Here is a 12,964-nt window from a genome sequence, read left to right on the forward strand (position 1 = left end):
AAGTTATATCTTATCCTTTAACCTTATATTCCTAGCAGAAACATGTACCAGGAAACAATCATAAATATCGTTATTTCCGAAGCGTATGTTATCTACTTATTGCCTATTTAGCGTATTCAACAGCCCGTGTCTCACGAATAACGGTAACCTTGATATGTCCTGGATAATCCAGTTCACTTTCAATCATCTTCGTAATATCGCGAGCAAGACGGAATGCCTCTGCATCGTCAATCTTCTCTGGCTGTACCATCACGCGCACCTCACGGCCCGCTTGAATAGCAAATGATTTCTCAACGCCTTCGAATGACTCTGAGATTTCTTCCAGTTTCTCTAGACGTTTAATATACGTTTCCAGTGTTTCACGGCGAGCACCAGGTCTAGCAGCCGACAATGCGTCAGCGGCGCCAACCAACATAGCAATAACCGAGGTAGCTTCGCAGTCTCCATGATGAGATGCGATACTGTTGATAACAACCGGATGTTCCTTATATTTCTTCGCTAGTTCAACGCCGATCTCAACGTGCGAACCTTCCACTTCATGATCCAGCGCTTTGCCGATATCATGGAGTAATCCTGCACGTTTTGCAAGCACGATGTCTTCCCCAAGCTCACCGGCCATCAGTCCTGTTAAATAAGCAACCTCCATGGAGTGCTTCAATACATTTTGACCATAGCTTGTACGGAATTTCAGACGCCCCAGAATCTTGATCAAATCTGGATGCAAACCGTGAACGCCCACTTCGAAAGTAGCTTGCTCACCATATTCCCGAATCCGTTCGTCCACTTCTTTGCGGGATTTCTCCACCATCTCTTCAATACGAGCGGGGTGAATACGTCCATCAGCCACCAATTTCTCAAGTGCCGTACGGGCCACTTCACGGCGGATTGGATCAAATCCCGACAAAATAACTGCTTCCGGCGTATCATCAATAATGAGGTCGATACCTGTAAGAGTTTCCAACGCACGAATATTACGGCCTTCACGACCAATAATCCGACCCTTCATCTCTTCATTCGGCAACGTAACAACTGAAACCGTTGTTTCCGCCACGTGATCAGCTGCACAGCGTTGGATAGCGAGTGTAATGATTTCACGGGATTTCTTATCCGCTTCTTCTTTCGCCTGCTGTTCAATTTCTTTGATCATTTGTGCCGTTTCATGGCGAACTTCTTGCTCAACATTGCTAAGAATGATACTTCTTGCATCTTCGATGCTTAAATTGGAGATACGTTCCAATTCAGTGACTTGGTTTTTGTAAATAACATCAATTTGCTGTTGGGTTTCATCAATTCGTTTCTCTTTGTTAGCTACTTGTTCTTCTTTTCTTTCAAGCGATTCCATTTTTTTATCCAGAGATTCTTCCTTTTGCAGCAAACGTCTCTCTTGCCGTTGGATTTCATTCCGACGTTCACGAGTTTCTTTCTCAGCTTCAGTACGGATTCTATGGACTTCGTCCTTAGCTTCCAATACTGTTTCTTTCTTCAGCGCCTCAGCGTCCTTCTTCGCATTCTCAACGATGACAACGGCTTCTCTTTCTGCGCTTTGGATTTTAGCTTCTGCAAGGGATTTACGAATAAAATAACCGAACCCAAAGAATATTGCAGCTACAACGAGAACGATAATGACCCAGATCCATGATTCCAGCATCTGTTCACCTCCTCGTTGGTTCCTCTCCAAGGTATATCCCTGGGAATTGTGCAGTTGTTTAACTATCCGTTCATCACCATACAAAAAACCGGTAAACAACCGATTGCCATACTGCACATGCTGCACATGCACACTGCCCGCCTTATCCGGCGATTACATTTCATATGAGTTGTACGTGAACCGTTTAAAACAGTCTCCTTTTTGGGAAGGAAAAAGGATTCTAATTTTATGCCGATTCATGTTATATTTTATTATTTATAAAAAGACATTGTCAAGAGAGTCGATATACGCATTAATGTCAAGAGAATCAGTGATTCTAGTAAAACTCCTCATCTTCACCTTCATAATTGTCTTCCGCAAGTAAAGTATTGATCACTTGGCGAACCATATCGCCCGAGAATCCACGGCGCATAAGGAAGGCTCCAGTCTTTCTTCGCTTATCTGAAGCGTCTCCACGGATGAGATTCCATTTCTTGCGCCCTGTTTCGAGTGCACTCTCCAGCTCTTGTTCAGGAGTAATATTCTCCAAAGCTTCCGATATAAGGGTTTTGTCAATCCCCTTCTCACGTAGCTCTTGTCGAATCCACATCTTCCCTTTCCGCTGGTTCGCTATTCGTTGCTCCGCCCATTGCTTAGCATATAAAGGGTCATCAAGAAATCTTTCCTGCTGTAGCCGCTGCACCACTTCCGCAATAATAGTCTCTCCTATTTCCTTCTGGCGTAAACGGCGAGTCATTTCCATAGCGGTGCGTGGTTTACGTTCAAGATAACGGAGGCCTTCCACATAAGCTCGTTGACGCTCATCAGCTACAACAATTTCTTCCAAATCAGCCTTCATAAAAGAATTACCAGTAATCATTCGATATTTAATCATGACGTCCTCGTGCACAGTCATGTTATATGCTCCGAAATGTATGATATAACGGTGGTCAGATTTCTTTTGACGTTCTACTTTAGTGATCTCTAAGAGTTCTCCTTCAGGAAAATCAGATAACACCTGCTCATCTTGTTCTTCTGCTTCAAAATCCAGTTGTATTACCATAGTTGTTTGTCACCTCATAGCAATAGATCAGTTATCGTCTTACTTTCAATACTTGTTAAGAAAAGACACCCTGCAACAATCAATCACAGGGCGTCCTATTGTTTAATATACTATTCGATTTCGAGGAGCAATTTTTCTTCTTCCTCTTGCTCTGCAACAATCTCATCATTATTCGGCGCAGCAACAATAGTGGATAAATTACTTGCTTCACGGATCTTATTCTCAATAATAAGGGCAATATCCTGATGTTCCTTCAAAAACTGCTTAGCATTCTCACGACCTTGGCCGAGACGCTCGCCTTCGTAGGAATACCATGCACCACTCTTATTCACGATATCCATTTCAGTACCGATATCTACAAGACTTCCCTCTTTGGAAATCCCTTCACCATACATGATATCAACATCAGCCTGTTTAAATGGAGGGGCTACTTTATTCTTCACAATCTTGATCTTAGTACGGTTACCAACCACATCGTTGCCCATCTTGATGCTCTCTACGCGACGTACATCTAAACGTACAGAGGAGTAGAATTTCAATGCACGACCACCCGGAGTTGTCTCAGGGTTACCGAACATAACACCGATCTTCTCACGAAGCTGGTTGATAAAGATAGCAATCGTATTCGATTTGCTAATGGCACCAGAAAGCTTACGAAGTGCTTGAGACATCAAACGAGCTTGCAGTCCGACGTGGGAGTCACCCATATCGCCTTCAATTTCAGCCTTAGGTACCAAAGCAGCAACGGAGTCAACGACAATAATGTCAACGGCTCCACTACGAACAAGTGCTTCGGCGATTTCCAGCGCTTGTTCACCCGTATCTGGCTGAGAAAGCAGCAATTCATCGATGTTTACGCCCAAGTTACGTGCATATTTCGGATCAAGCGCATGCTCGGCATCGATAAAAGCAGCTTGTCCGCCTTGTCTTTGCACTTCTGCAATAGCATGAAGAGCAACTGTTGTTTTACCTGAAGATTCCGGTCCGTATACTTCAATAATACGTCCCTTTGGAAGTCCGCCTATACCTAACGCAATATCAAGTGCCAAAGATCCGCTAGGTACAACTTCCACTTGCATATGCGTGGATTCTCCCAGTTTCATTACCGAACCTTTACCAAATTGTTTTTCTATTTGACGAAGCGCCATATCAAGCGCTGCACGACGATCTGACAATCAGACCACTTCCTTCACTGTTTATAGTAATATAATAACGTGTTTTTAAGGTCTTGCCAAGCTTTTTTCGAACATACATTCGTTTTTTTTGTCTTGGGCGTTATTTATCCCTTTTATTGTAAGCCTCCCTCCGGAGATAGAAGTTAATTAAATTCTCCACTTCACCGGACATCAACGACTTATGATCATGAGAAAGCATCGTGATCAAAATCTCTGCAAATATACAAAAAACCGCAGCAAAGAAATCTCAGTGCCACGGTTCTTCCGTATGTGTTTATTATAACTGGGCTAATCTCCCATTACAAGTCTGAACCCTCAAGAGGTGTCTCCACCTTGCGTTCCTCAAGTCTCCGCCAGAGACGATACAGCAAAGCCTTAACTGTTCGTAAGCGGATATTTTCCCGCGTACCTTTAAGATTAAGCTCATAAACCTCTGTCTTACGTCCCCGTTCAGCCAAGCCGATAAATACAAGTCCAACAGGCTTTCGTTCAGAATAACCCGGTCCAGCTACACCTGTAACAGATAAGCCGAAATCGCTGTCTGCAATCATTCTCACTTGGTCAGCCAACACCTCGGCAACTTCTCGGCTTACGGCTCCAGGGGCATTGGGTCCCTCCAAATAAGCACTTGGCACATTCAGCAGCTTTTTCTTTAAGTCATTTGAATAGCAGACGATTCCGCCGGCAAACATCGAAGCACTGCCTGGAATATTTGTTATACTCTCCATCAGCAAACCTCCGGTGCAGCTCTCTGCCGCACTTAAGGTCAGGCCGGCATCCGCCATCCAATCCACTATCAATTGCTCTAGCGGCACATCAATGTTCGCATACAAATGTTCCGGCAAAATCTCCTTGATTTGTTGTTCCAGTATCTCCAGCTTTTTTGTAGCTTCATGCTCAGAAGGGGCCTTTGTCGAAATACGAACAGTTACCTCTCCCTCTTTGGCATACGGAGCAATCGTTGGATCAGTCTGACTGCGAATCAGCTCAATGAGCTTGTCCTCCAGCAGTGATTCTCCGATGCCGGCAAATTTGAGCATTTTTGAATAAAGCGGTGTTTCGTTCGTCAAGGCGTGCTGCTGTAGCCACGGTACTGCTTTATCTACGAACATCGGTTTCATCTCACGAGGTGGACCTGGAAGCACAATATAATATTTCTTCTCATGCTCAAAAGCAATCCCAACCGCAAGACCGATTTCATTCGGCAACGGTGTAGTTCCTTCAATTATAAGTGCCTGTTTGCGGTTATTTTCGGTCATAACGATCTTACGATCATCAAAGAAACGTTGTACATGATCCATCGCCAAACGATCAATATGGAGCGTTCTACCTAGCGATGCAGCCAGTGCGTCTTTAGTCAGATCATCCTCAGTGGGGCCAATTCCGCCTGTAAAGATAATAACGTCGGCCCGACTCTGAGCGATCTCGATGGCTTGCTGCAGGCGGCTGCTGTTATCACCGACAACAGTTTGAAAGTATACATCGATCCCGATGGCAGCTAGCTCTATAGACAAAAACTGGGCATTACTATTCACGATTTGACCGAGCAAAAGCTCTGTCCCTACTGCAATAATCTCCGCTTTCATACCTGGCTTTCGCCTCCTAGTTATAATGTAGGTACACTGCTTTTAGATTTCAAAAAAGGTAATAGGTGCTTCACCTATTACCCTTCCTTGTATGTCCAGCTTACATTCTTACGCATTATGCAGCTGTAGCAGATCCTTATTCTTCACAAAATAATCAATTCCAGAATAAATAGTGATCAGCGCTGCGGCCCAAATAGCAATATCGTCTACAGGAATACTGACAAATTGAAATGGGAAATTATTCAACAACAGCAGTGAGATCGCAACAATTTGTACAACCGTCTTTATCTTGCCCCATTTGCTGGCGGCAACCACTTTTCCCTCTAGCAATGCAATCTGGCGAAGTCCGGTGACTGCAAACTCACGACTGATGATTACAATAGCAATCCATGAATCGCATCTGCCCAGCTCCACAAGTGAAATCAGAACTGCAGATACCAGCAGTTTGTCCGCAAGCGGATCAAGGAGTTTACCGAGATTGGTGACCATATTATATTTCCTAGCAATGTAGCCGTCTATTCCATCCGTGCTGGCCGCAAGCAAAAAGATTACAGCTGCTACCAAATGATTAACAGATAGCTGAAACGAGCCCCAATGTATCGGTTCTGGATAAAAACTGAAATCCACCAGTAAAAAAAACATCATAATCGGGATCAGGCAAATACGAGCTAGCGTGATGCGGTTGGGCAAATTCACTGAAGTTTTCCTCCCCTAAATCGTTCATACAAATTGCCTAAAACAGGCTAATCCATTTCTACTTAAGCAAGTATATTATAGCAATAAATAGGTGTCAAAAAAACAGAAAGCACCCCGCGTTGTTAGCGCTAATAAGCACTGCGGGGCACAAAATTCTATTTCATGTTCATGAATTGTAGATCCAGCGGCAAATCAGCTTTACGCAAAATCTGAATAATCTGCTGCAAATCATCGCGGCTCTTGCCGGTTACACGAATTTGATCCCCTTGGATCTGGCTCTTCACCTTTAATTTTGAATCACGGATCAGAATATTAATCTTTTTCGCATTCTCCTGATCAATGCCTTGCTTAAGCCCTAAACGTTGACGTACAGATCCCAGGGAAGCCGGTTCTACTTTACCGAAGTCCAGATTCTTTAGGGTAATGCCTCTTTTCACCATCTTTGATTGTAAAATATCAATAACAGCGTTTAGCTTATATTCGTCTTCAGAGGCGATTATAAGTGCGTCTTTCTCCATCTTCAGACTGCTTTTGCTGTTCTTAAAATCAAAGCGGTTGTCGATCTCTTTCTCTGTTTGGTGAATAGCATTCGTTAACTCCTGCATATCCATTTTGGATACAATATCAAATGAACATTCTGAACTCATTAAACTCCACGTCCTTTATACAATTAGTCTGCTACTATTATAAGAGAATGGTACTATTAAGTCTAATTTTGGATAAATCATTATGTAGCTCACCCGACATAGAAAACAGCCCCACTAAGTGGAGCTTTTCCTTCGAGTGAGTTTGGTTCAAAGGGTAGAAACACGTCTCCACCGGAAGTACGCCGTTGGAGACGTTCATTTCTACAGCTTCTATCTGCTTCGGACCGGATTACGAAACATATCCAGAATTCCTAGCACAATATGTGCAATACCGAATCCGAGAATTCCGTATCCCCAAGCACCTGGTGTCAAATAGTATCCGATGAGACTGACAACAACCCCAAGGCCAGCTACAATCCAGCTAACTGTCATAAGATGTACACCTCACTTTGGCTAAAACTGAAAACAGTCTTATGTTCTCCCTAAAGCCAAAGTCTATACATCTTATTTGTTATTCGCCTGTCCCTTCACTTTGGGTACCTTCACTTCCAGAACCGTCGTCAAGATTAAGCAGGAGACGTGAAGAAGTCTTCTCATCCGTGATTACTTGACCATTTACGGTAATCTCAGTTGCTGGGGAATACCCAGACTTAATATACATGCCCTCACTACCAAGAACGAAGCTCATAGTTTCTCCTGCAGCTGTATTTCCGAAGGAGAGTTTTTCACCTTTAGAGTTCTCGCCTTTGTAAACTTCAAGCCAGCTTACTCCGGATGCAACAATCTCAACCTTAACTTCGCTTCCGGCAGGAGCTGTGACCTTAAATTTCGTTGTTTTGCCTGACTTCCCATCTGGTGTAACCGTGATAGATTGAGGAGTCGGCGTTGGCGTCGGTGTTGGCGTAGGCTCCGTAGTTGGCTCTGTAGTTGCTTCAGCACCTGCCGAGGAAGTAGGCGCTACAACACCGCCTCCTGATGCGGGTGGAGAAGTTTGTGCTGTATTAGGATCCTGCACATTATTGGTGATATTTGTTTGATCAACTTGATCAGGGTCTGCTTTGTTTAAACTAGAAGCATAAATGTAAATCACTACAATAATCAATATAGGGAATGTCCACATTAGCACCGTTGGCAGCCATTTTGCATTCCGTTCGGTTTCGGGTCTACGGCTGCGCTTTTGAATCACCGTCTCCATGGTCGTGTCTGCGGGTGGTGCAGGTACGTTCCCATGCTCCTCGAGCAGTTCGTCAGGACTCATGCCTACTGCTTCTGCATACGTTTTGATAAACGCCCTCACATAAAAACTTCCTGGAAGCACCTTGTAGTCTCCAGACTCGATGGCTTCCAAATACTTTTTGCGAATTTTTGTTACTTCCTGGACATCGTCAAGACTCATCCCTTTTTGCAGACGTGCCTCTTTCAATTGCCGGCCCAGTTCCGACATACCATCACCTCCTGTAAGTTCTATGAATGTAAACTTCCTTAACCAGCTTTATAAATAAACATGCTCGGAAGTGTATTCTTCATTGTTTGTGTTCTATAAATCATCACTGTAGCTCGTCGTAAACGACTCGTACAAGATTTCTTCAGTTGGATTATTCCGCAGCTCAATAATAATATCAAAGTCATCATAACTGTACTCAGATTCGCGTACGAAAATATCTGGATGCTCTATAACCTTTGTGCTTGGCATGCTCATAACATTTTGTAATAAATTATAATGTTTCTCATTAGAGCGGATCGTACTAACTATACCATCAATAATAAATACATTATGTGGGTTCATCTCATCTTCAGCCAATTGACTCCGCACCGTCTGCCGCAACAGTGTGGACGAGACAAATGTCCAGCGTTTCATAGCACAGACACTGCCAGCTATAATGGATTCCGTCTTTCCTACACGGGGCATACCACGCAGTCCTATAACCTGATTCCCATCTTTTTTAAACAGCTCACCGAGAAAATCAACCAATAGACCTAACTCATCACGGGTGAAACGAAACGTCTTCCGATCATCTGAATCCCGTTCAATATATCGCCCATGGCGCACAGCCAGCTTGTCCACGAGCCTAGGAGACCGCAGAGCTGAAACTGTAATATTATCAACTTTTTTGAGCATTTCGCCCATCAGCATAATTTTCTCATCATCATTGGTCTCCAGCAACATTCCGCGAGTTTTTCCTTCAACTCCATTAATCGTCAGAATGTTAACTTCCAGCATCCCTAACATTGAAGCGATATCACCAAGCAGACCGGGTCTGTTCTTGTGAATCTTGTATTCCATATACCACTGTTTATATTCCACTTGTACACCTCATAGATTCCTTTTCCCTACCCTTTGCCAATACAGCAAAAAAAGCTGCCCCGGCAAAGCGGTCTTTTACACGGGTCATGTTAATGATATATAAAATAAAAATGAAAGGCAAGGTCAGTCCTGTAATAATTGCAGAAAAGCTCCCACAGGGGGAGCTTTTCCGCAAGCTTAGGCGTTGTCTTTCGCCAACTTGACCATGAGTTTAGCAATCGTTTGCTTTTCTTCATCGTTGCCGACATCCCATAGCTCTTTGATCGCACGGTTTTGAGTGTTTGCTGGATCCACTTTTTCATCAAGGAATTCCCCGATTTCAAAAGCCAGCTTTGAGATTGTGTCTTGACTCATCCCAAGTTTCTCTGCCTGTACAACCCGTTTACCTAGGAATTTCTTCCAGGTGTCAAAATTTTTGATTACGCTATCGTCTTGTGTCATCTTAAATCCTCCTTCATGTTTACGGTCGAACACCTGCATACAGGCTGTAAGCCGCCTTACGAGAGATTAAAAAACAACACTTATAATATGTCTCAGACGATAGCTTATTATGCTGGAGCTTTTCTCCAAGTTAAGCATTACGTAATCCAGCCACCGTTAGGGCTAATGATCTGCCCAGTAATATACCCGGATTCTGGCAGTGCCAAAAAGTAAATCAATGAGGAGATTTCGTTCGGAGTAGCCAAACGTCCCGCCGGAATCTCATCCTCCAGCATCCGGACCTCATCCTCCTGTAGGTTAGACAACATATTCGTATTAACCGCTCCTGGAGCTACCGCGTTCACAGTTACACCAGAAGGTGCTAATTCTTTGGCTAACGCCTTAGTAAAAGCATTTACTCCGCCTTTACTGGCTGAATAAGCGACCTCACAAGAGGCTCCCGATATTCCCCACACGGAAGAAACGTTGATGATTCGGCCATAACGCTGGGATACCATGTACGGCATAAAAATCTGGCTGCACATAAAGGTACCTTTCAAGTTAATGGCCATAATATCGTCCCATTCCTCTTCGCTCACATCAGCGAGCATCCCGTAATGAGATTTACCGGCATTGTTAACAAGGATATCCGGCTGCATTCCATTGCTTTCAAGCTTCTCCGCCATTCGTACAATCTGACTGCGATCCTTCATATCCGCATTTACAGTCATTACCTTTGCTCCAAGGGCCATACAACGCCGAGCGACATCATTAGCAGCTTCATGTGAGTGCTTGTAGTGTATAACAATATTCATGCCCACAGAGGCAAACCGTTCTGCAATGGCGCCACCGATTCCCCCGCTGCCCCCTGTCACCAGAACTGTCATTTCTCCTAATGGTTTGTTGCTCTCTCCCAAAAGCGACATTTAAGGACTCACCACTAGTGAAACAGCGAGCTGCTCCCAATTTACATGGGCATGTAAACGCTCATTCACTTCAGCTAAAGTAATCGATTCGTAAATAGGCAGAACTTCAAACAGGTCACCACCGCGGAATTGGTAACGTGTAAATTCATGTGCGATACTTTCAGGGGAGTTCAGCATGCGCAAATATCCGCCTATTTTCTTTTTTCGTGCCCGCTCGAAATCCTTCTCAGCAAAGCCAGACTTTAAGATCTGATCCACTTCTTCTTTTATTCGTTTTAGAAGCAAATCAGGGTCCTTGGTATCTCCACCCATAGCTGAAAAAGCATATTGTTCTGAACTATTAAATTCATGGCCAAAGCTGTCTGAGATCAGTTCTTCATCATAGAGCTTTTGGTACAACGCTGTGCTGCTGCCAACCAGCAAATCAAGCATAAGCTTAGTGGCCAAATCACGCTTAAGCGCAGCTTCACCTGTAAGACCATCAACTTTTTCCTTAAATCCAAACATAATCTTAGGCATCGAAACGGCGAGTTTACTTTCCAAGCGCTTCGTAGCGACTTGTTCCGGCTCATCTTCAAAAATACGCTTAATCTCACCTTGTTTACCATAAGATTTACCCTGCTGATTGCTGCGAATCAAGGAGAATACCTTCTCCGGATCCACACCACCTACTACGAACAACAGCATATTGCTGGGATGATAAAAAGAGTTGTAACAAGTGTACAGTGTTTCTTTCGTAATCGTACTAATTGATTCTATAGTTCCGGCAATATCAATCCGAACCGGATGTTTCGAATACATCGCCTCAATAAGGCCAAAGTACACACGCCAGTCTGGATTATCTGCATACATATTGATTTCTTGACCAATGATCCCTTTTTCCTTTTCTACATTCTCATCCGTAAAATAAGGTCGTTGCACAAAATCAACGAGTGTACTAAGGTTGGTCTCTATGTTTTCTGTTGCCGAGAAAAGATAAACCGTCTGATCGAAACTTGTAAAAGCGTTAGCTGAAGCTCCATTTGAGGCAAAAGTGGCAAAAATATCGCCTTCTGGCTCTTCAAACATTTTGTGCTCCAAAAAGTGAGCTATACCATCAGGAACAGTGGTCTCTTCTCCACCTGCGACATGAAAATGGTTATCTACAGAACCGTATTTAGTTGCAAATGTGGCGTAAGTTTTTTTGAATGTTGGTTTTGGCAATACATAAACCTGAAGCCCATTATCCATCACCTCATGATAAAGGGTCTCTTGAAGTCTGTCGTATTGAATCTGTTCCATCTCTATTCCTCCTTCCCTGTCAAGAAATAAATCGTATCCAGCTGAAAGGTCTCCGCTGCGGCTTTTACTTCCCCTGCACCGATTTGTTCCACCTCTTCTAGCAGCTGATCCGCTGTCCGTTCTTTTCCTGACAACTGGCGGTTGAAGTCGTAAGAGATCATCTCAAAAGCAGAATCCGGAATCTCGGAAAGCTGATTGCGGATCATGGCTTTGGTCTGGCTTAACTCCAGATCACTGATGTTGCCAGCTTTCATCTCTTCCAATTGTTTCTCTATAATTTCAACAGCTTTGTTGTAATTTTGCGTTTCGATGCCTGATTGTATCGTTCCAATCCCCTTGTGACCGTCATAGCGTGAAGAAGCATAATATGCAAGACTGGCCTTCTCTCGTACATTGACGAAGAGTTTGGAGTGTGGATACCCTCCTAATATTCCGTTGTACATAAGTGCGGACGCATATGTATCGTCCTTATACGTAATTGATGTGCGCAGACCCATGTTCAACTTGCCCTGACTGACATCCAGCTTCTCCTCTACCGTCCTTACCTCGCTGACGGATACTGGGACAAACTTGGAGCTATATAAGCCCACCTCCGACTGAATGCGTCCGAAGTGATGCTGCACAAGCTTTTCAACTTCCTCAGTAGTCGTATCTCCCACTACATAGAGATCCAAAATAGCTCCATCCAGCCATGAATTATAGGATTCGTACAAACTTTTTGGGGTAATCCGGTCCAAATCCGCTCTTTGACCCAGTGGATGAAGACGATAGGGCTCGTTACGGCACATTTCTTCGATACAGCGCTCCGCTGCATAACGAATCTTATCATTTACGATAGATTCCAGCTTCTTGCGCACTGTTTCACGCTCTGTTGCAACATAGGAAGGACGGAAGCTTCCATCCTCGACCAATGGACGGGTCAGGACTTCTCCTAGAAAAGCAAAGGATTGTTCAAGCAAGCTCTCCTGACTCTGCACGAAGGAGTCATTAATGGTGTCCATGCGAAACTGAACAATCTGATAATCGCCTCTTTTATAAATATCAAAACCAAATCCAGCGCCATACAGCTCCTCCAAACGCTCGCGGAATTGAGTAGTCTCTGGATAAGAAGCGGTACCTCTGCGGAGCACAAATGGAGCAAGTGCTGTAGGGGTGACCATATCCTCATTAAGTGGGACGCCGGCATAAAGTGAGATGGCGTAGGTCTTGAACGCCTTGGTAGGCATCACGTGAATACGCATACCTGCAACGTTGCCATGCTGAAATACATTATTAGTCAAGTCCAAAACTCCTTTACC

General features: G+C 43.9%; 13 protein-coding genes. All 13 read right to left on the minus strand.

All coding sequences use genetic code 11. The features are described from left to right. Nucleotides 1–103: 103 nt before the first annotated feature. Complete coding sequence (gene rny, locus NSQ66_RS17955; protein WP_036689085.1) at nucleotides 104–1,645, minus strand: ribonuclease Y; 1,542 nt, start codon at nucleotides 1,643–1,645, stop codon at nucleotides 104–106. A gap of 319 nt (nucleotides 1,646–1,964) precedes the next feature. Continuing rightward, nucleotides 1,965–2,690: a RecX family transcriptional regulator gene (locus NSQ66_RS17960; protein ID WP_051491576.1), complete on the minus strand. Its 726-nt coding sequence runs from the start codon at nucleotides 2,688–2,690 to the stop codon at nucleotides 1,965–1,967. 110 nt (nucleotides 2,691–2,800) lie between these two features. Beyond that, nucleotides 2,801–3,865: a recombinase RecA gene (gene recA, locus NSQ66_RS17965; protein WP_036688391.1), complete on the minus strand. Its 1,065-nt coding sequence runs from the start codon at nucleotides 3,863–3,865 to the stop codon at nucleotides 2,801–2,803. 299 nt (nucleotides 3,866–4,164) lie between these two features. Then, on the minus strand, nucleotides 4,165–5,451 hold the full coding sequence (locus tag NSQ66_RS17970; RefSeq protein WP_036688393.1) for a competence/damage-inducible protein A: 1,287 nt from the start codon (nucleotides 5,449–5,451) through the stop codon (nucleotides 4,165–4,167). A 108-nt stretch (nucleotides 5,452–5,559) separates the two neighbouring features. Further along, complete coding sequence (pgsA, locus tag NSQ66_RS17975; protein ID WP_036688397.1) at nucleotides 5,560–6,147, minus strand: CDP-diacylglycerol--glycerol-3-phosphate 3-phosphatidyltransferase; 588 nt, start codon at nucleotides 6,145–6,147, stop codon at nucleotides 5,560–5,562. A 155-nt stretch (nucleotides 6,148–6,302) separates the two neighbouring features. Continuing rightward, complete coding sequence (locus NSQ66_RS17980; RefSeq protein WP_036688400.1) at nucleotides 6,303–6,794, minus strand: YajQ family cyclic di-GMP-binding protein; 492 nt, start codon at nucleotides 6,792–6,794, stop codon at nucleotides 6,303–6,305. 210 nt (nucleotides 6,795–7,004) lie between these two features. Beyond that, entirely contained in the window at nucleotides 7,005–7,166 is a 162-nt protein-coding gene (locus tag NSQ66_RS17985; protein WP_169744781.1) for a hypothetical protein, read from the minus strand. Between the two features lie 79 nt (nucleotides 7,167–7,245). Beyond that, nucleotides 7,246–8,178 (minus strand): RodZ domain-containing protein, encoded by a 933-nt coding sequence (locus NSQ66_RS17990; RefSeq protein WP_036688403.1) that lies wholly within the window; start codon nucleotides 8,176–8,178, stop codon nucleotides 7,246–7,248. Nucleotides 8,179–8,271: 93 nt separating this feature from the next. Next, entirely contained in the window at nucleotides 8,272–9,039 is a 768-nt protein-coding gene (locus tag NSQ66_RS17995; RefSeq protein WP_036688406.1) for a DUF3388 domain-containing protein, read from the minus strand. 177 nt (nucleotides 9,040–9,216) lie between these two features. After that, the gene (locus NSQ66_RS18000; protein ID WP_036688409.1) at nucleotides 9,217–9,480 is read right to left on the minus strand and encodes a DUF3243 domain-containing protein; all 264 of its coding nucleotides are present in this window, start codon (nucleotides 9,478–9,480) and stop codon (nucleotides 9,217–9,219) included. Between the two features lie 137 nt (nucleotides 9,481–9,617). Further along, nucleotides 9,618–10,385, minus strand: a complete 768-nt coding sequence (gene fabG, locus NSQ66_RS18005; RefSeq protein ID WP_076140988.1) for a 3-oxoacyl-ACP reductase FabG — start codon at nucleotides 10,383–10,385, stop codon at nucleotides 9,618–9,620. After that, complete coding sequence (locus tag NSQ66_RS18010; protein ID WP_076140989.1) at nucleotides 10,386–11,666, minus strand: pitrilysin family protein; 1,281 nt, start codon at nucleotides 11,664–11,666, stop codon at nucleotides 10,386–10,388. 2 nt (nucleotides 11,667–11,668) lie between these two features. Beyond that, on the minus strand, nucleotides 11,669–12,907 hold the full coding sequence (locus tag NSQ66_RS18015) for a pitrilysin family protein (protein WP_235219574.1): 1,239 nt from the start codon (nucleotides 12,905–12,907) through the stop codon (nucleotides 11,669–11,671). Nucleotides 12,908–12,964: the final 57 nt, after the last annotated feature.

This window comes from Paenibacillus sp. FSL H3-0329, from assembly GCF_037963285.1.
Lineage (GTDB): Bacteria > Bacillota > Bacilli > Paenibacillales > Paenibacillaceae > Paenibacillus_AQ > Paenibacillus_AQ odorifer.

What these genes read in the sequence shown, in the direction of transcription:
- NSQ66_RS17985 (WP_169744781.1), bottom strand. Translation starts at nt 7,166, where the DNA reads ATGACAGTTAGCTGGATTGTAGCTGGCCTTGGGGTTGTTGTCAGTCTC.
- NSQ66_RS18015 (WP_235219574.1), bottom strand. Translation starts at nt 12,907, where the DNA reads ATGCGTATTCACGTGATGCCTACCAAGGCGTTCAAGACCTACGCCATC.
- NSQ66_RS18010 (WP_076140989.1), bottom strand. Translation starts at nt 11,666, where the DNA reads ATGGAACAGATTCAATACGACAGACTTCAAGAGACCCTTTATCATGAG.
- NSQ66_RS17980 (WP_036688400.1), bottom strand. Translation starts at nt 6,794, where the DNA reads ATGAGTTCAGAATGTTCATTTGATATTGTATCCAAAATGGATATGCAG.
- NSQ66_RS17990 (WP_036688403.1), bottom strand. Translation starts at nt 8,178, where the DNA reads ATGTCGGAACTGGGCCGGCAATTGAAAGAGGCACGTCTGCAAAAAGGG.
- NSQ66_RS18000 (WP_036688409.1), bottom strand. Translation starts at nt 9,480, where the DNA reads ATGACACAAGACGATAGCGTAATCAAAAATTTTGACACCTGGAAGAAA.
- fabG (WP_076140988.1), bottom strand. Translation starts at nt 10,385, where the DNA reads ATGTCGCTTTTGGGAGAGAGCAACAAACCATTAGGAGAAATGACAGTT.
- NSQ66_RS17960 (WP_051491576.1), bottom strand. Translation starts at nt 2,690, where the DNA reads ATGGTAATACAACTGGATTTTGAAGCAGAAGAACAAGATGAGCAGGTG.
- NSQ66_RS17970 (WP_036688393.1), bottom strand. Translation starts at nt 5,451, where the DNA reads ATGAAAGCGGAGATTATTGCAGTAGGGACAGAGCTTTTGCTCGGTCAA.